Source organism: Streptomyces sp. NPDC058326 (assembly GCF_042879855.1).
GTDB lineage: Bacteria > Actinomycetota > Actinomycetes > Streptomycetales > Streptomycetaceae > Streptomyces.
The window spans coordinates 133,349-151,080 of record NZ_JBHVZO010000011.1 but is presented as its reverse complement, the minus strand read 5'-3'; the positions used below and the strand labels follow the sequence as shown (position 1 = coordinate 151,080).

General features: G+C 70.7%; 16 protein-coding genes. 15 read left to right on the top strand and 1 reads right to left on the bottom strand.

Going from position 1 to position 17,732, the window contains the following annotated elements; all coding sequences use genetic code 11:
• Positions 1-24 precede the first annotated feature (24 nt).
• The 9 genes from ftsW (at position 25) to ACFVYX_RS21340 (ending at position 8,548) form a co-directional block, all read left to right on the top strand.
• The gene (gene ftsW / locus ACFVYX_RS21380) at positions 25-1,365 is read left to right on the top strand and encodes a putative lipid II flippase FtsW (protein WP_389682986.1); all 1,341 of its coding nucleotides are present in this window, start codon (positions 25-27) and stop codon (positions 1,363-1,365) included.
• A gap of 6 nt (positions 1,366-1,371) precedes the next feature.
• Entirely contained in the window at positions 1,372-2,466 is a 1,095-nt protein-coding gene (murG, locus tag ACFVYX_RS21375; protein ID WP_389682985.1) for an undecaprenyldiphospho-muramoylpentapeptide beta-N-acetylglucosaminyltransferase, read from the top strand.
• A gap of 28 nt (positions 2,467-2,494) precedes the next feature.
• The gene (locus ACFVYX_RS21370) at positions 2,495-3,298 is read left to right on the top strand and encodes a cell division protein FtsQ/DivIB (RefSeq protein ID WP_389682984.1); all 804 of its coding nucleotides are present in this window, start codon (positions 2,495-2,497) and stop codon (positions 3,296-3,298) included.
• Between the two features lie 278 nt (positions 3,299-3,576).
• A complete protein-coding gene (gene ftsZ, locus ACFVYX_RS21365) occupies positions 3,577-4,788 on the top strand; it encodes a cell division protein FtsZ (protein WP_389682983.1) in 1,212 nt (403 codons plus the stop codon).
• Positions 4,785-5,513, top strand: coding sequence for a peptidoglycan editing factor PgeF (gene pgeF / locus ACFVYX_RS21360; protein WP_389682982.1), 729 nt, complete (start codon positions 4,785-4,787; stop codon positions 5,511-5,513). Before ftsZ ends, pgeF begins: the two co-directional genes overlap by 4 nt.
• Positions 5,514-5,521: 8 nt before the next feature.
• The gene (locus ACFVYX_RS21355) at positions 5,522-6,241 is read left to right on the top strand and encodes a YggS family pyridoxal phosphate-dependent enzyme (RefSeq protein ID WP_389682981.1); all 720 of its coding nucleotides are present in this window, start codon (positions 5,522-5,524) and stop codon (positions 6,239-6,241) included.
• Positions 6,242-6,379: 138 nt separating this feature from the next.
• On the top strand, positions 6,380-7,000 hold the full coding sequence (locus tag ACFVYX_RS21350) for a cell division protein SepF (RefSeq protein WP_389682980.1): 621 nt from the start codon (positions 6,380-6,382) through the stop codon (positions 6,998-7,000).
• A gap of 80 nt (positions 7,001-7,080) precedes the next feature.
• The gene (locus tag ACFVYX_RS21345; RefSeq protein ID WP_017238790.1) at positions 7,081-7,371 is read left to right on the top strand and encodes a YggT family protein; all 291 of its coding nucleotides are present in this window, start codon (positions 7,081-7,083) and stop codon (positions 7,369-7,371) included.
• 55 nt (positions 7,372-7,426) lie between these two features.
• A complete protein-coding gene (locus ACFVYX_RS21340) occupies positions 7,427-8,548 on the top strand; it encodes a DivIVA domain-containing protein (RefSeq protein WP_389682979.1) in 1,122 nt (373 codons plus the stop codon).
• Positions 8,549-8,740: 192 nt separating this feature from the next.
• Here the strand turns inward: ACFVYX_RS21340 and ileS are convergent, their stop codons facing one another.
• On the bottom strand, positions 8,741-11,878 hold the full coding sequence (gene ileS / locus ACFVYX_RS21335) for an isoleucine--tRNA ligase (protein WP_389682978.1): 3,138 nt from the start codon (positions 11,876-11,878) through the stop codon (positions 8,741-8,743).
• A 542-nt stretch (positions 11,879-12,420) separates the two neighbouring features.
• On the opposite strand from ileS, the gene ACFVYX_RS21330 reads away from it, so the two are divergent.
• The 6 genes from ACFVYX_RS21330 (at position 12,421) to ACFVYX_RS21305 (ending at position 17,732) form a co-directional block, all read left to right on the top strand.
• The gene (locus ACFVYX_RS21330) at positions 12,421-13,290 is read left to right on the top strand and encodes a TraR/DksA C4-type zinc finger protein (protein WP_389682977.1); all 870 of its coding nucleotides are present in this window, start codon (positions 12,421-12,423) and stop codon (positions 13,288-13,290) included.
• A gap of 80 nt (positions 13,291-13,370) precedes the next feature.
• The gene (gene lspA, locus ACFVYX_RS21325) at positions 13,371-13,991 is read left to right on the top strand and encodes a signal peptidase II (RefSeq protein ID WP_389682976.1); all 621 of its coding nucleotides are present in this window, start codon (positions 13,371-13,373) and stop codon (positions 13,989-13,991) included.
• 40 nt (positions 13,992-14,031) lie between these two features.
• Positions 14,032-14,973, top strand: coding sequence for an RluA family pseudouridine synthase (locus ACFVYX_RS21320; RefSeq protein WP_389682975.1), 942 nt, complete (start codon positions 14,032-14,034; stop codon positions 14,971-14,973).
• Positions 14,970-15,437, top strand: coding sequence for a GNAT family N-acetyltransferase (locus ACFVYX_RS21315; RefSeq protein WP_389682974.1), 468 nt, complete (start codon positions 14,970-14,972; stop codon positions 15,435-15,437). Before ACFVYX_RS21320 ends, ACFVYX_RS21315 begins: the two co-directional genes overlap by 4 nt.
• 100 nt (positions 15,438-15,537) lie before the next feature.
• Entirely contained in the window at positions 15,538-17,124 is a 1,587-nt protein-coding gene (locus ACFVYX_RS21310) for a Na+/H+ antiporter (protein ID WP_389682973.1), read from the top strand.
• A 29-nt stretch (positions 17,125-17,153) separates the two neighbouring features.
• Positions 17,154-17,732 carry a dienelactone hydrolase family protein gene (locus tag ACFVYX_RS21305; RefSeq protein ID WP_389682972.1) on the top strand — a complete coding sequence of 193 codons (579 nt, stop codon included), beginning with the start codon at positions 17,154-17,156 and terminating at the stop codon, positions 17,730-17,732.

Sequence of the window (17,732 nt, the reverse complement as noted above, 5' to 3'; positions counted from 1 at the left end):
GCACGACCGGAGGGGGCAGCGACCATGCCGAGCAAGATCGCAGGGACACGCCGGCCGTCCGCCGTACGCGGCGGAGGGCGGGCCCCCGCGACCCCGCGGCGGATCCGTGGCGGAGGCGTACGCAGCCTTCACGAGCGGGCGCTGAAGGCCTGGGACCGCCCGCTCACGGCCTACTACGTGATCATCGGCGCGGGGATGCTCATCACCGCGCTCGGCCTCGTGATGGTCTACTCCGCCTCGATGATCACGGCACTCCGCTACGAGCTCGTGCCCTCGTACTTCTTCCGGAAGCAGTTCTTCGCCGCGCTGCTCGGGGCCGGCCTGCTCCTGGTCGCCTCGCGCATGCCCGTGAAGCTGCACCGGGCGCTCGCCTACCCGATCCTGGTCGGCGCGGTCTTCCTCATGGTGCTCGTGCAGATCCCGGGGATAGGGCACGCTGTCGGCGGCAACCAGAACTGGATCTCGCTGGGCGGCCCGTTCATGCTCCAGCCCAGCGAGTTCGGCAAGCTGGCGCTGATCCTGTGGGGAGCCGACCTGCTCGCCCGCAAGCACGACATGAAGCTGCTCACCCAGTGGAAGCACATGCTGGTCCCGCTGGTCCCCGGAGCCTTCATGCTCCTCGGGCTCATCATGCTCGGCGGCGACATGGGCACCGCGATCATTCTCACGGCGATCCTCTTCGGCCTGCTGTGGACGGCCGGAGCGCCCACCCGGCTCTTCGTGGGGGTGCTCTCGGTGGCCGGCGCGATCGGTGTGCTGCTCATCAAGACGAGCGCGAACCGGATGAAGCGCTTCGACTGCATCGGAGCGACCGACCCCGGCGGGGAGGGAGCCCCCTGTCTGCAGGCCGCGCACGGAATCTATGCTCTGGCGTCGGGTGGATGGTTCGGTTCCGGTCTCGGTGCGAGCATCGAGAAATGGGGCCAACTGCCCGAGGCGCACACCGACTTCATCTTCGCGGTCACCGGTGAGGAACTGGGTCTCGCGGGGACGCTGTCGGTACTCGCCCTGTTCGCGGCTCTAGGCTATGCGGGTATCCGCGTGGCCGGAGGCACGGAGGACCCCTTCGTGAGGTTCGCCGCGGGAGGTGTGACCACCTGGATCACGGCTCAGGCCGTGATCAACGTCGGTGCGGTGCTCGGTCTGCTGCCGATCGCCGGGGTCCCGCTCCCGTTGTTCTCCTACGGTGGGTCGGCCCTGCTGCCGACCATGTTCGCCGTCGGGCTCCTCATCGCCTTCGCGCGACAGGAACCCGCCGCGAAAGCGGCCCTGGCCATGCGCCGCCCCGGATGGGGCAAGCGGGCCGGGGTGAGATGGAAGTCGATGCGACGGCGCGTCAAGAAGCGCCCGTCCGGAGAGCGGTGAATTTCGGTGCATGTCGTACTCGCCGGCGGGGGGACCGCCGGTCATATCGAGCCGGCGCTGGCCCTCGCGGACGCCCTGCGCAGGCAGGACCCCAGTGTGGGGATCACGGCGCTCGGCACGGAGAAGGGTCTGGAGACCCGGCTCGTGCCCGAGCGGGGCTACGAGCTGGCCCTCATCCCCGCCGTACCGCTGCCCCGCAAGCCCACCCCCGAGCTGATCACCGTCCCCGGGCGGCTGCGCGGCACGATCAAGGCCGCCGAGCAGGTCCTCGAACGCACCAAGGCGGACTGCGTGGTGGGCTTCGGCGGCTATGTGGCGCTGCCCGGCTACCTCGCCGCCAAGCGGCTCGGAGTGCCGATCGTGGTCCACGAGGCCAACGCCCGGCCAGGCCTGGCCAACAAGATCGGTTCGCGGTACGCGGCCGGGGTCGCCGTCGCCACCCCCGACAGCAAGCTCCGCAACGCCCGCTACATCGGCATCCCGCTGCGGCACACCATCGCGACCCTCGACCGGGCGCGGATGCGTCCCGAGGCGCGCGCCGCCTTCGGGCTCGACCCGAACCTGCCGACGCTGCTGGTCTCCGGCGGCTCGCAGGGCGCCCGGCGGCTCAACGAGGTCGTCCAGCAGATCGCCCCGGTGCTCCAGCGCTCCGGCATCCAGATCCTGCACGCGGTCGGCCCCAAGAACGAAATGCCGCGCGTCGACAACATGCCCGGAATGCCGCCCTACGTGCCGGTACCGTACGTGGACCGGATGGATCTCGCGTACGCCGCCGCCGACATGATGCTCTGCCGCGCGGGCGCGATGACCGTCGCCGAGCTGTCCGCCGTCGGGCTGCCCGCCGCGTACGTCCCGCTGCCCATCGGCAACGGTGAACAGCGGCTCAACGCGCAGCCGGTGGTCAAGGCCGGCGGTGGACTCCTCGTCGACGACGCGGAGCTGACGCCGCAGTGGGTGCAGGGCAACGTCCTGCCCGTACTGGCCGATCCGCACCGGTTGTACGAGATGTCCCGCGCCGCCGCCGAGTTCGGCCGCCGGGACGCCGACGACCTGCTCGTCGGCATGGTGTACGAGGCGATCGCCGCCCGCCGACAGGCGTAGCGCGGCGGCTGAGGGCAGGAGACGCCAGGTGGCAGCCGGACCGACGACCGCCGAGAAGAGCGGCGCGAGCACGTCGAAGGGGTCGTCGGACGGTCCGTCCCGTACGGGCACCCGGAACCGCAGGTTCCGGGTGCCCGGCACCCGGGCGCTCCTGATCGCCTTCGGGGTCCTCGTCCTCGTGGCCGGCGGCGTCTGGGCGCTCTACGGCTCCACCTGGTTCCGTGTGGAACATGTGAAGACTTCCGGCGCCGGAATCCTGACGGCGCGTGAGATCGAGGCCGTCGCCGCCGTTCCGATGGGCGCCCCGCTCGTCACCGTCGACACCGACGCCATCGAGGGTCGGCTCCGGCAGAAGCTGCCGCGCATCGAGACGGTGACCGTCGTGCGGTCCTGGCCGCACGGAATCGGGCTGAAAGTGACGGAACGGAAGCCCGTTCTTCTCATCGAAAAGGGCGGAAAGTTCATCGAAGTGGACGCGACCGGTGTGCGGTTCGCCACCGTCGACACCGCCCCCCGCGGTGTCCCGCGGCTCGTCCTCGACAGCGCCTCCTCCCCGAGCCTGCGCCGCTTCGGTGCGGCCCGGCTGCTCAGGGAGGCGGTCCGCGTCCGGGGTGAACTCCCGGCGGAAATCGCCCGGGACACTCGTGTCGTGCGCGTCACCTCGTACGACTCCGTCACTCTGGAGCTGACCAGGGGACGCACCGTCTTCTGGGGCAGCGGCGAGCACGGCCCGGTCAAGGCCCGGGTGCTCACCGCGCTCCTGAAGGCCACTCCCAAAGCGGGGCACTTCGATGTAAGTGCCCCCACGGCGCCCGCCTCGTCCGGAAGTTGACGGGTATCGCCCCTGGCCAGCACCCTGGTTGGCCAGCGCTACGGGTGATCACATAGGGTGAAAAGAAAAACGGGAGGTTCGGCGTGTTCGTTGAACGTGCGCCGCTTGTCGACTTAGTGTCTCGTTCGGAAGAGTCCAGCGAACAGAGACACTGGTAACCCTAAACTTCAACGTTAGGGTTTGGGTCGGCGTTTCGGACCGTCCCAATCGGCATCCGTCGGAGCGGCGCGACCAACCGCGCAGCGACGACACGTAACTCGAGGCGAGAGGCCTTCGACGTGGCAGCACCGCAGAACTACCTCGCAGTCATCAAGGTCATCGGTGTCGGCGGCGGTGGTGTCAATGCCATCAACCGAATGATCGAGGTCGGTCTCAAGGGCGTCGAGTTCATCGCGATCAACACCGACGCGCAAGCGCTGTTGATGAGCGACGCCGACGTCAAGCTCGACGTCGGCCGTGAACTCACCCGTGGCCTCGGGGCCGGGGCGAACCCGGCCGTCGGTCGCAAGGCGGCAGAGGACCACCGTGAGGAGATCGAGGAGGTCCTCAAGGGGGCCGACATGGTCTTCGTCACCGCCGGCGAAGGCGGCGGCACCGGCACCGGCGGCGCACCCGTCGTCGCCAACATCGCACGCTCGCTCGGCGCCCTGACGATCGGTGTGGTCACCCGGCCGTTCACCTTCGAAGGACGCCGTCGTGCCAACCAGGCGGAGGACGGCATCGCCGAACTCCGCGAAGAGGTCGACACCCTCATCGTCATCCCCAACGACCGGCTCCTGTCGATCTCGGACCGCCAGGTCTCCGTGCTCGACGCCTTCAAGTCGGCCGACCAGGTGCTGCTGAGCGGTGTCCAGGGCATCACCGACCTCATCACCACACCGGGTCTGATCAACCTCGACTTCGCCGACGTCAAGTCGGTCATGTCCGAGGCCGGTTCGGCCCTGATGGGCATCGGATCCGCCCGCGGCGACGACCGCGCCGTGGCGGCCGCGGAGATGGCGATCTCCTCGCCCCTCCTCGAGGCCTCCATCGACGGCGCCCGCGGCGTGCTGCTCTCCATCTCCGGCGGCAGCGACCTCGGTCTCTTCGAGATCAACGAGGCCGCGCAGCTGGTCAGCGAGGCCGCCCACCCCGAGGCCAACATCATCTTCGGCGCCGTCATCGACGACGCCCTCGGCGACGAGGTCCGGGTCACCGTCATCGCGGCCGGATTCGACGGCGGCCAGCCGCCGGCCCGCCGGGACAACATCATCGGCTCGGCCTCGGCCAAGCGCGAGGAGCCGGCTCCGGCCCCCCGCCACGTCGAGACCTCCCGCCCGCTGGGCGGCCTCGGTACGGTCGCCCCCCGCGAGGAGCCGGCCCCGGCTCCGGTCGAGCCGGCCCCGGCGGTCAACGAGACCCCGCTGTCGCCTGCCCCGCCGGTCGTCCCGCCGGCCCGTCCGTACGACAGCCAGGCCGAAGAGCTGGACGTCCCGGACTTCCTGAAGTGATAGGACAGCGATTCGACGCGAACGGCGCGCACTTCGCCTTCACCGACAGGTGGGGCGGGGTGAGCGCCGTTCCGTACGAGGAGCTCAATCTGGGCGGCGCGGTGGGGGACGACCCCGAGGCCGTACGCACCAACCGGGCGCTCGCCGCCAGCGCCCTCGGCCTCGACCCGGCCCGGGTGGTCTGGATGAACCAGGTGCACGGCGCCGACGTCGCCGAGGTCGAAGGGCCGTGGGGCACCGACGGGATCCCGTCGGTGGACGCGCTCGTCACCTCCCGGTCAGGACTCGGCCTCGCGGTCCTCACCGCGGACTGCGTCCCGGTCCTGCTGGCGGACCCCGTCGCCCGGGTCGCGGCCGCCGCCCACGCCGGACGCCCCGGCATGGTGGCGGGGGTCGTTCCCGCCGCTGTCGCGGCCATGATCGAACTCGGCGCCGACCCCGCCCGTATCGTCGCCCGCACCGGCCCCGCCGTCTGCGGGCGCTGCTACGAGGTCCCGGAGGCCATGCGGGCCGAGGTCGCCGCGGCCGAACCCGCCGCCTGGGCCGAGACGAGCTGGGGCACCCCGGCCGTCGAGGTCACCGCCGGAGTGCACGCCCAGCTCGAACGGCTCGGCGTCGGGGACCGGCAGGCCAGCACGGTCTGCACCCGGGAATCCGGTGACCACTACTCGTACCGCCGCGATCGCACCACGGGGCGACTCGCGGGATATGTCTGGTTGGACTGAGAAGAGACATGACGGACCGTACGTCGGAACTCGCCGAGAACCTGGCCCGGGTGGAGGCGCGCATCGCCGCCGCCTGCGCCGCGGCCGGGCGCCCGCGGGAGGAGGTGACGCTCATCGTGGTCACCAAGACCTACCCCGCGAGCGATGTGAGAATCCTGCACGGACTCGGCGTACGGCACGTCGCCGAGAACCGGGACCAGGACGCCGCCCCCAAGGCGGCCGCCTGTGCCGACCTTGATCTGACCTGGCACTTCGTGGGCCAGTTGCAGACCAACAAGGTCAGATCCGTGGTGGGTTATGCCGATGTGGTGCAGTCTGTCGACCGCTTGAAGCTCGTTTCGTCTCTCTCCACCGCCGCGGAGAAGGAGGGCCGCGAGCTCGGCTGTCTCCTCCAGGTCGCGCTCGACGCCGAGTCCGGCGAGCGGGGCGACCGCGGCGGTGTCGCGCCGGACGGGATCGAGGAGTTGGCGGCCGCGGTGGACGCCGCCCCCGGACTTCGGCTCGACGGACTCATGACCGTCGCCCCGCTCGCCGGTCCGTACGCCGGCCGGCAACGCGCCGCCTTCGACCGGCTGATGGATTTGTCGACTGTCCTGCGCGCGACCCGTCCGGCTGCGAACATGGTGTCAGCAGGGATGAGTGCGGACCTCGAGGAGGCCGTCGCGGCCGGGGCGACACATGTACGCGTCGGTACGGCGGTACTCGGCGTCCGCCCGAAGCTCGGGTAACGTCGCGAAGCAAGTCGGACCACAGCAGAAAATATGGTCATTCCGCAGAACGGCGGGACGACCCGTGGATCGCGGGCACTTGGTGACGCTGCGAATTGGCCAGTAGGGCGATCCACCACAGAGCGGAGGACTCAGAGAATGGCCGGCGCGATGCGCAAGATGGCGGTCTACCTCGGCCTCGTGGAGGACGATGGGTACGACGGCCGGGGCTTCGACCCCGACGACGACTTCGAACCCGAGCTGGAGCCGGAGCCCGAGCGCGACCGGCGCCACTCCCCCCCGCGTCAGGTGGAGCGCGAGGAACCGGTACGAGTGGTGCAGCCCCCGGCCCCCCGGGAACCGATCGCCCATTCTGTCCCTGTACTCGCCGAAAGCGGACGTCCGGCCCGAATTGCCCCCGTGGCATCCATCACACCCGAACGCCCGAGCATGGAGAAGAACGCACCGGTGATCATGCCCAAGGTCGTGTCCGAGCGGGAGCCCTACCGCATCACCACGCTGCACCCCAGGACCTACAACGAGGCCCGTACCATCGGGGAACACTTCCGTGAGGGCACCCCCGTGATCATGAATCTCACGGAGATGGACGACACGGACGCGAAGCGACTTGTCGACTTTGCCGCCGGACTCGTCTTCGGGCTCCATGGCAGCATTGAGCGCGTGACGCAGAAGGTGTTCCTGTTGTCGCCTGCTAACGTCGATGTCACGGCGGAGGACAAGGCCCGGATCGCAGAGGGCGGATTCTTCAACCAGAGCTGAGAACACAAGAACCGGACGGACCGGTCGCGAAGCGGCCGGACAAGTAAGAGCACGTAAGTCAGGGGAGAGGGAACCGCGGGATGGGCGTCGCACTACAGGTGGTCTACATCGTGCTGATGTGCTTCCTCGTCCTCCTGATCGTCCGACTTGTCATGGACTACGTCTTCCAGTTCGCCCGTTCATGGCAACCCGGTAAGGCGATGGTGGTCGTCCTTGAGGCCACCTACACTGTCACCGATCCACCGCTCAAGCTTCTGCGGCGACTCATCCCGCCGCTGCGTCTCGGGGGCGTGGCACTCGACCTGTCCTTCTTCGTTCTGATGATCATTGTCTACATCCTGATCTCCATCGTGAGCAGCTTCGCGAGGTGAATGTGGACGATACGGTCTTGCCGACTGCCGACGACTACGTAGAGGTGAAGAAGAGATGCCGCTGACCCCCGAGGACGTGCGGAACAAGCAGTTCACGACCGTCCGCCTCCGAGAAGGCTATGACGAGGACGAGGTCGATGCCTTCCTCGACGAGGTCGAGGCCGAGCTGACCCGCCTGCTCCGCGAGAACGAGGACCTGCGCGCCAAGCTGGCCGCCGCGACGCGTGCCGCCGCGCAGAACCAGCAGCAGCAACAGCAGCAGCAGGGGATGCGCAAGCCCCCGGAGCAGCAGGATCGTCCCGTCGGTCCCGGCGCACCGGTGCCCGCCGCCATATCCGGACCGCCGGTCCAGCAGCAGCCGCCGCAGATGGGCCCGCCGCAGCTGCCGTCCGGTGCCCCCCAGCTTCCCGCCGGCCCCATGCAGGGTGGTCCCATGCAGGGCGGCCCGATGCAGGGCGGTCCGATGGGTCCCGGCCCGATGCAGGGCGGCCCCATGGGTCACCCGCAGCAGCAGATGCAGCAGCAGCAGATGCAGCAGCAGATGCCGCCGCAGATGCAGCAGCAGCCTGCCCAGGGTCCCGGTGGCGACAGCGCCGCGCGTGTCCTCTCGCTGGCCCAGCAGACCGCCGACCAGGCGATCGCCGAGGCCCGCTCCGAGGCGAACAAGATCGTCGGCGAGGCGCGTTCGCGTGCCGAGGGCCTGGAGCGGGACGCCCGCGCCAAGGCGGACGCTCTTGAGCGGGACGCCCAGGAGAAGCACCGCGTCGCCATGGGCTCCCTGGAGTCCGCCCGTGCCACGCTTGAGCGCAAGGTCGAGGACCTGCGCGGCTTCGAGCGCGAGTACCGCACGCGGCTGAAGTCGTACCTGGAGTCGCAGCTGCGTCAGCTGGAGACCCAGGCCGACGACTCGCTGGCCCCGCCGCGGACCCCGGCGACGGCCTCGCTGCCGCCGGCCCCGTCGATGGCCTCGGCCGGCGCGGGCGCGCCGTCCTACGGCGGCAACGGCGCGATGGGCGGTGCGCCGTCCATGGGTGGCGGCCCCTCCTACGGCGGTCAGCAGCAGATGTCTCCGGCGATGACCCAGCCGATGGCTCCGGTCCGTCCGCAGGCACCGCAGCCGATGCAGCAGGCGCCGGCGCCGATGCGCGGGTTCCTGATCGACGAGGACGACAACTGACGGCGGGTGGTCGCGCGATGAGCGCGTAGCCGTCGGCAGGCTGGAGGGCCGGGCCCCGGGAAACCGGGGCCCGGCCCTTTGCCGTGGGTACGCCCCCGCGTCCACCCCGGATGGGCGCCCGTCCGGCCGGCGGGACGAGCGGGCACGCGAAGGGCCCGGCACCACCATGGTGCCGGGCCCTTCGCGTGCTGCTTACGCCTTGCGGAGACGGAACGTCAGGGACAGGCCCTCGTCCTCGAACGGCGTGCCGTACGTGTCGTCCGCGTCGCCCTGGGCGTGGTCCGTGGCCAGGACCTCGTCGGCGATGAGGGCCGCGTGGGCCGTCAGGGCCTCCACGGTCTCCGGGGACTCCGACGTCCAGCGCAGGGCGATGCGGTCGGCGACGTCCAGGCCGCTGTTCTTGCGGGCCTCCTGGATCAGCCGGATCGCGTCACGGGCCAGGCCCGCCCTGCGGAGCTCCGGGGTGATCTCCAGGTCGAGGGCGACCGTCGCGCCCGCGTCCGAGGCGACCGACCAGCCCTCACGGGGCGTCTCGGTGATGATGACCTCCTCGGGGGTGACGGTGATCGTCTCGCCGTTCACCTCCAGGGTCGCCTCGCCCGCACGCAGGGCCAGGGAGAGCGCCGCCGCGTCCGCCGCGGCCACCGCCTTCGCCACGTCCTGGACGCCCTTGCCGAAGCGCTTGCCCAGGGCGCGGAAGTTCGCCTTCGCCGTCGTGTCGACGAGCGAGCCGCCCACCTCGGACAGGGACGCCAAGGAGCTGACGTTCAGCTCCTCCGTGATCTGGGCCTGGAGCTCGGGGGAGAGAGCCGTGAAGCCCGCCGCCGCGACCAGTGCACGGGAGAGCGGCTGGCGGGTCTTCACGCCCGACTCCGCCCGCGTCGCCCGGCCCAGCTCCACCAGCCGACGGACCAGGAGCATCTGCTCCGAGAGCGTCTTGTCGATCAGGGCGGTGTCCGCCTCCGGCCAGGTGGCCAGGTGGACGGAGTCGGGGGCGCCCGGTGTCACCGGCACCACCAGGTCCTGCCAGACCCGCTCGGTGATGAAGGGGGTCAGCGGGGCCATCAGGCGCGTGACCGTCTCGATCACGTCGTGGAGGGTGCGGAGGGCCGCCTTGTCGCCCTGCCAGAAGCGGCGGCGCGAGCGGCGCACGTACCAGTTGGAGAGGTCGTCGACGAAGGCCGAGATCAGCTTGCCGGTGCGCTGGGTGTCGTACGACTCCAGCGCCTCGGTCGTCTCGGCGACCAGCGTGTTCAGCTCGGACAGCAGCCACCTGTCGAGGACCGTGCGGTCGGCCGGGGCCGGGTCCGCGGCCGACGGGGCCCAGCCGGACGTGCGGGCGTACAGCGCCTGGAAGGCGACCGTGTTCCAGTACGTCAGGAGGGTCTTGCGCACGACCTCCTGGATCGTGCCGTGGCCGACGCGGCGCGCCGCCCACGGGGAGCCGCCGGCCGCCATGAACCAGCGGACGGCGTCGGCGCCGTGCTGGTCCATCAGCGGGATCGGCTGGAGGATGTTGCCCAGGTGCTTGGACATCTTGCGGCCGTCCTCGGCGAGGATGTGGCCCAGGCAGACCACGTTCTCGTAGGACGACTTGTCGAAGACCAGGGTGCCGACGGCCATGAGGGTGTAGAACCAGCCGCGGGTCTGGTCGATGGCCTCGGAGATGAACTGCGCCGGGTACCGGGACTCGAACAGTTCCTTGTTCTCGTACGGGTAGCCGTACTGCGCGAACGGCATCGAGCCCGAGTCGTACCAGGCGTCGATGACCTCCGGCACGCGCGTGGCGGTCTTCGAGCAGCTCGGGCACGGGAAGGTCACCGCGTCGATGTACGGGCGGTGCGGGTCGAGCTCCGACTGGTCCGTGCCGGTCAGCTCGGTCAGCTCGGCGCGCGAGCCCACGCACGTCAGGTGGTCGTCCTCGCAGCGCCAGATCGGCAGCGGGGTGCCCCAGTAGCGGTTCCGGGAGAGCGCCCAGTCGACGTTGTTGTTCAGCCAGTCGCCGAAGCGGCCGTGCTTGACCGAGTCCGGGAACCAGTTCGTCCGCTCGTTCTCGGCGAGCATCCGGTCCTTGACCGCGGTCGTACGGATGTACCAGGACGGCTGCGCGTAGTACAGCAGGGCCGTGTGGCAGCGCCAGCAGTGCGGGTAGCTGTGCTCGTACGCGATGTGCTTGAAGAGCAGCCCGCGCGCCTCCAGGTCGGCGGTGAGCGCCTCGTCGGCCTTCTTGAAGAAGACGCCGCCGACCAGCGGCACGTCCTCCTCGAAGGTGCCGTCGGCGCGGACCGGGTTCACGACCGGCAGGCCGTACGCCTTGCAGACCTTGAGGTCGTCCTCACCGAAGGCGGGGGACTGGTGGACCAGACCCGTGCCGTCCTCGGTCGTCACGTACTCGGCGTTCACCACGTAGTGCGCCGGCTCGGGGAATTCCACCAGCTCGAAGGGGCGCTGGTAGGTCCAGCGCTCCATCTCGGCGCCCGTGAAGGACTCACCGGTGGTGACCCAGCCCTCGCCGAGCGCCTTCTCGACCAGCGGCTGCGCGACGACGACCCGCTCGTCGCCGTCGGTGGCCACGACATAGGTGACCTCGGGGTGGGCGGCGACCGCCGTGTTGGACACCAGGGTCCACGGGGTCGTCGTCCAGACGAGGAGCGCCGCCTTCCCGGCCAGCGGGCCGGAGGTCAGCGGGAAGCGGACGTAGACGGAGGGGTCGACGACCGTCTCGTAGCCCTGGGCCAGCTCGTGGTCGGAGAGGCCGGTGCCGCAGCGGGGGCACCAGGGGGCGACCCGGTGGTCCTGGACGAGGAGGTCCTTGTCGAAGATCTGCTTCAGGGACCACCAGACCGACTCGATGTACGAGGGGTCCATGGTCCGGTACGCGTCGTCGAGGTCGACCCAGTAGCCCATGCGGGTCGTCAGCTCGGCGAAGGCGTCGGTGTGCCGGGTCACCGACTCGCGGCACTTGTCGTTGAACTCGGCGATGCCGTACGCCTCGATGTCCTTCTTGCCGGAGAAGCCGAGCTCCTTCTCGACGGCGAGCTCGACCGGCAGGCCGTGGCAGTCCCAGCCGGCCTTGCGGGCCACGTGGTAGCCGCGCATGGTCCGGAAGCGGGGGAACACGTCCTTGAAGACGCGGGCCTCGATGTGGTGCGCGCCGGGCATGCCGTTGGCGGTGGGCGGGCCCTCGTAGAACACCCACTCGGGGCGTCCCTCGGACTGTTCGAGGGTCTTGGCGAAGACCTTGCTCTCATGCCAGAAATCGAGCACGTCGTGCTCCATCGCGGGCAGGTCGACCTGGGCGGGCACCTGGCGGTACTGCGGCGGTGTCATCGAGTTCCTCCGGCGGACTGTCGTCGTTCCGTCGGAGGGACGAGAGCGCTGCTCCCGCGGTACCACCCTCCTTGGCCCGGGGCGCGCACGCCCTGAGCCCCCTCATTGGGGTCGCGACGCCGGGTCTAGTCACCGCAGGGGTCCTGCGGCTTTCTTCCGACGGCTCCGGGGTGATGCTTCACATCGGGCTCGCCCCCGGGCTCTCACCGTCCCCGGGTCGCTCACGGCTGCGTACGACGCTACTCGTCCCCATCCAAGCCTTTCGCTGTGGCCAGTGTACGGGGCCGGGCGCGAGGTGGCAGACCGGTTTTTCCGTGACCCGAATGGCCATACGGGGCGGGCCGGACTTGGGGTGGGGCCATGTGGGGGAGGGCCGGGACGGATTACCCGGCGGGGAGCTGGGCACAACGGAGGCAGGCCCGCCCCGAGGGGCGCGGGGGCGGGTGGGAACGGCGGCGTGGCCCGTTGCCGCGGGCCTTGGGCCGATTTATCGTCCCAGCACGATTCGCGAGCAAGATCACAAAATGTGAAGGGGCCGCGACATGGTGGCGAAGAAGACCGCCGCGAAGAAGACCTCGGCCGCCGGTTCCGCCGGTCCGGCCGAGGGCGCCAAGGACGTGGCCGGGAAGAAGACGACGGTCACGGAGCCGCCGACGGTCGCGAAGAAGACGCCCGCCGTGAAGAAGACGGCCGTGAAGAGGACGGCCGCGAGCAAGACGACCGCGAAGAGGACGGCCGCGAAGAAGTCCGTCGCCGAGGAGACGGCAGCCGGGGAACCGGCGGCCGAGGAGAGGCCCGCCGAGGAGGAGGGTGCCGCGCCGCCCGGCGGCGAGGAGAGGGCTGCCCCCGGGGCCGCCGTCAGGAAGACGCCCGCCAAGAAGGCCGTGGCGAAGAAGGCGGCCGCCACGAAGGCGCCCGCGAAGAAGCAGACAGGAGTCGGCACGGTGGCAGCGAAGAAGACCGCGGGTGGCGTCACGACCGCCGGGGAGGAGACCGCGGTGCCTCCGGCCCGTACCGGCGAGCTCGCGGTGCGGCCGGGCGAGGACCCATGGACCCCGGCCGAGGTCACCGAGGCCCGCACCGTGCTCCAGTCGGAGGTGCTGAGACTGCGCAGCGAGCTCGCGCACTCCCAGGAGGAGCTCACCGGCCTCATGCGGGACTCCGGTGACGGCGCGGGCGACGACCAGGCCGACACCGGCACCAAGAACATCACCCGGGAGCACGAGCTGGCTCTCGCCGCCAACGCGCGGGAGATGCTGGAACAGACCGAGCACGCCCTGGAACGGCTCGACGCCGGCACGTACGGCCTCTGCGAGGTGTGTGGGAAACCGATCGGCAAGGCGCGCATGCAGGCCTTCCCCCGGGCCACGCTCTGCGTCGAGGACAAGCAGCGGCAGGAGCGGCGCGGCTGACGATCTCGGCTGCCGGTCTCGTACGCCTGTGCCGTACCCTCGGTGCACGGTCAGGCATCGAGGTCGAGGGACTCACTCACGTGGCAGAGGCGGAGCGCATCATCGGTACGCCGGATTCAGCAGGGGCCGACGAATCGGCCGCCTCCGACGGGTCGGCTGGTGCCGACGGTACGGCCGCGCCCGACGGGTCGGCCGCTCCCGAGGAGCGGCCGAGGGGCAGGCGCAGGATCGTCGCGCTCTTCGTGGTGGCCGTCATCGCCTACCTGCTCGACCTGGGCAGCAAGATGCTGGTGGTCGCCAAGCTGGAGGGCCGAGAGCCGATCCGGGTGATCGGCGACGTGCTGCGCTTCGACGCCATCCGGAACCCGGGTGCCGCGTTCGGCATGGGCGAGGCCTTCACGATCATCTTCACCTGTATCGCCACCGCCGTGATCGTCGTGATCATCCGGCTCGCGCGGAAGCTCTACAGCCTGCCCTGGGCCATCGCGCTCGGGCTGCTGCTCGGCGGGGCGCTGGGCAACCTCACGGACCGGATCTTCCGCTCTCCCGGCGTCTTCGAGGGCGCGGTCGTCGACTTCATCGCGCCCGCGCACTTCGCCGTCTTCAACCTCGCCGACTCGGCGATCGTCTGCGGCGGCATCCTCATCGTGATCCTGTCGTTCCGTGGTCTGGACCCGGACGGAACCGTCCACAAGGACTGACGCCGGACGGAGCACGTCCGGCACAAGGCATACTCGACGGGTGAGTACGAGTCCCGAGATCCGCACGCTGCCCGTTCCCGATGGCCTTGAGGGCGAGCGCGTCGACGCCGCCATCGCCCGTATGTTCGGGTTCTCCCGTACGAAGGCGGCCGAGCTGGCCGCCGCAGGGAAGGTCCAGGTCGACGGCTCCGTCGTCGGCAAGTCCGAGCGGGTCAGCGGTGGTGCGTGGCTCGAGGTCGAGATGCCGGGTGCCGCGGCGCCCGTCCAGATCGTCGCCGAGCCCGTCGAGGGCATGGAGATCATCCATGACGACGACGACATCGTCGTGATCATGAAGCCGGTCGGCGTGGCCGCGCACCCCAGCCCCGGCTGGACCGGCACCACCGTCATCGGCGGCCTCGCCGCGGCCGGATACCGCATCTCCACCTCCGGCGCCGCCGAGCGCCAGGGCATCGTGCACCGCCTCGACGTCGGCACCTCCGGTCTGATGGTGGTCGCCAAGTCGGAGTACGCGTACACCTCGCTCAAGCGCCAGTTCAAGGAGCGCGTGGTCGACAAGCGCTACCACGCCCTCGTGCAGGGGCACCCCGACCCGATGAGCGGCACCATCGACGCGCCCATCGGCCGGCACCCGAACCACGACTACAAGTGGGCGGTCACCGCCGAGGGCAAGCCCTCGGTCACGCACTACGACCTCATCGAGGCGTACCGCTCGGCCTCGCTGCTCGACATCAAGCTGGAGACGGGCCGCACCCACCAGATCCGGGTGCACATGTCCGCCCACCGCCACCCCTGCGTCGGCGACCTCACCTACGGCGCCGACCCCACGCTCGCCAAGCGCCTCGGCCTCACCCGGCAGTGGCTGCACGCCGTCCGTCTCGGCTTCGAGCACCCGGGCGACGGCGCGTGGGTCGAGTTCGCCAGCACCTACCCCGAGGACCTGCGGAAGGCCCTCGACCGGATCGCGTCGGAGAGCCAGTGAGCGCCGCGTACGGCGTCCGTGAGGCCCTCGGCGCCGAGGACCGGGAGGCCTGCTTCGCGGTCCGCCGGGAGGTCTTCGTCGAGGAGCAGGGCGTTCCGCAGGAGCTGGAGTACGACACGTACGACGCGACCGCGGTGCATGTGCTCGCCGTGCGCGAGGACGGGCTGCCGCTCGGCACCGGGCGCCTGCTGTTCGGGGCGGACGCGCTCGGGAAGACCGGCGGCGACGCCTCGGTGGGCTCGCTCGGCCGGCTGGCGGTCGCCAGGGCGGCCCGCGGCCTCGGTGTCGGCGCGGCGCTCGTGCGGGCCGTCGAGGAAGCGGCGCGCGAGCGCGGTCTGACCGCCGTCGACCTGCACGCGCAGACGCACGCGCTCGGCTTCTACGAGCGGCTCGGCTACGAGGTCTACGGCCCCGAGTTCCCCGACGCGGGCATCCCGCACCGGGCGATGCGGAAGGTCCTTTAAGCGGGGGCTCTACGGTCGGTGGCTGGGCGCCGTTGTCTTCTCATGGGTGTCCAGTTGGGGCGACAAGGGCGGAAACGGTCGCGCGTGGCAGGGTGGGGCCGTGGATCAATTGGCCCTGTTGTTGCTGCTGCTGCTCGGCGCCCTGCTCACCGTCCCCCTCGGTGAGCGGCTCGGACTGCCCGCGCCCGTCCTGATGACCCTCATCGGGATCGTGCTGGCCTTCCTGCCCTTCGTACCGAACGTCGACATCCCGCCGGAACTCATCCTCCCGCTGGTGCTGCCGCCGCTCCTCTACGCCTCCGTGCAGCGCACCTCCTGGCGGCAGTTCGCGGCCAACAGACGGCCCATCTTCCTGCTCGCGGTCGCCCTCGTCTTCGTCACCACGGCCGCCGTCGGCGCGGTCGCGCACACGCTCGTGCCCGGCCTTCCGCTGGCCGCCGCGATCGCGCTGGGCGCCCTCGTCGCGCCGCCCGACCCGGTGGCGGCGACCGCCGTGGCCGGCTCGCTCGGCCTTCCGCGCCGCCTCGTGTCGATCCTTGAGGGCGAGGGCCTCTTCAACGACGTCACGGCCATCGTGCTCTACCACGTGGCGATCGCCGCCGTCGTCAGCGGTTCCTTCTCCTGGCCCGAGGCCGCGGGCCAGCTCGTCCTCTCCGCCGTGGTCGCCATGGTCCTCGGCCTGGCGCTCGGCTGGCTCTCCAACAAGCTCATCGGGCTCCTGGGGGACGCCACCCTCCAGACCGGCCTCACCCTCCTCGTGCCCTTCGTGAGCTACGTGCTCGCCGAGGAGCTGCACGGCTCCGGCGTCCTCGCCGTCCTGGTCACCGCGCTCTTCCTCGCCGAGCACGCGGCCGACGCCGACGACGTCATGGGGCGGCTCGCCGGACAGACCTTCTGGCAGATCGTGGACACCCTGGTCACCGGCATCGCCTTCGGCCTGATCGGTCTCGAACTCGTGCACGTCTTCGGTGTCGCCGAGGGGCACGGCTGGGAGATGCTCGGCCGGGGCGCCGTCGTGGTCGCGGTGGTCGTCGGCGTCCGGCTGCTCTGGCTGCTGCCCGCCACCTGGCTCGCGAAGCGGCTGCACACCCGCCGGGACGTCGACGAGGAGATCCCGACGAGCTGGCGGGAGACCATCGTCATGTGGTGGGCGGGCATGCGCGGGGTGGCCTCGGTGGCGCTCGCGCTGGCCATCCCGCTCCGTACCGACGACGGCTCGCCGTTCCCCGGCCGCGACGAGATCGTCTTCATCGCCTTCTGCGTGATCATCGCCACCCTCGTCTGCCAGGGGCTCACGCTGCCCTGGCTGGTCAGACGGCTCGGGGTGCGGGCCGACGCGGACGCGGAGCGTGCCCTCGAGCGGGATCTCGCCATCCGTGCGGCGAAGGCCGCCAAGCGCAGGCTCAAGGAGATCGAGGAGGCCGAGGAGCTGCCCGAGGACGTCCAGGAGCGGCTCCTGCGCGGGGCGTACGACATCGGGGCGCGGATCAGCCCGGACATGGTCGACGAGGAGCGGAAGGCCGCCTTCGTCGAGCGGACGGAGCGGTTCAAGGCGGTGCAGCGGATCCAGCGGGAGCTGATGTCGGCCGCGCGGCACGAGGTGCTCGCCGCGCGCAGCGAGCCGGGCGCGGACCCGGAGGTGGTGGACCGGGTGCTGCGGCAGCTGGACGTCCGCAGCATGCGGTGAGGCCGGTGCGCCGGGGGCCGGGTGGCAGGATGGGACGCATGGACATCATGCTCTTCCACTCGGCCTACGGGCTGACCCCTTCCGTCGAGGCCGCTGCCGAGCGGCTCCGCGCCGCCGGGCATCAGGTCTGGACCCCGGACCTCTACGGGGGCCGGACGGTCGGGACCGTCGAGGAGGGTGTGGAGCTCCGGGACGAGATCGGCAAGGACGAGCTGCTGAAGCGGGCGGTCCTCGCCGCCGCTCCCTACTCCGAGCGCGGACTGGTCTACATGGGCCTCTCCCTCGGGGCCTCGATCGCGCAGACCCTGGCGCTCGGGGACGAGAAGGCGCGCGGGCTGCTGCTGTTCCACGGCACCTCGGACCTCGCGGAGTCCGCGTCGGTGGACGAGCTGCCCGTACAGCTGCACGTGGCCGATCCCGACCCGTTCGAGACGTACGACTGGCTGTCCTCCTGGTACCTCCAGATGCGCAGGGCGGGGGCGGACGTGGAGATCTACCGCTACCCGGGCGCGGGACACGTGTTCACGGACGCGGAGCTGCCCGACTGGGACGAGGAGGCGGCCGAGCAGGCCTGGTCGGTGGCGCTGGCCTTCATCGAGGACCTGTAG

Coding starts and splice junctions, on each gene's coding strand:
- ACFVYX_RS21305 (WP_389682972.1), top strand. CDS start 17,154: ATGGGACGCATGGACATCATGCTCTTCCACTCGGCCTACGGGCTGACC.
- ileS (WP_389682978.1), bottom strand. CDS start 11,878: ATGACACCGCCGCAGTACCGCCAGGTGCCCGCCCAGGTCGACCTGCCC.
- ACFVYX_RS21340 (WP_389682979.1), top strand. CDS start 7,427: ATGCCGCTGACCCCCGAGGACGTGCGGAACAAGCAGTTCACGACCGTC.
- ACFVYX_RS21345 (WP_017238790.1), top strand. CDS start 7,081: ATGGGCGTCGCACTACAGGTGGTCTACATCGTGCTGATGTGCTTCCTC.
- ACFVYX_RS21330 (WP_389682977.1), top strand. CDS start 12,421: ATGGTGGCGAAGAAGACCGCCGCGAAGAAGACCTCGGCCGCCGGTTCC.
- ftsW (WP_389682986.1), top strand. CDS start 25: ATGCCGAGCAAGATCGCAGGGACACGCCGGCCGTCCGCCGTACGCGGC.
- ACFVYX_RS21355 (WP_389682981.1), top strand. CDS start 5,522: ATGACGGACCGTACGTCGGAACTCGCCGAGAACCTGGCCCGGGTGGAG.
- ACFVYX_RS21350 (WP_389682980.1), top strand. CDS start 6,380: ATGGCCGGCGCGATGCGCAAGATGGCGGTCTACCTCGGCCTCGTGGAG.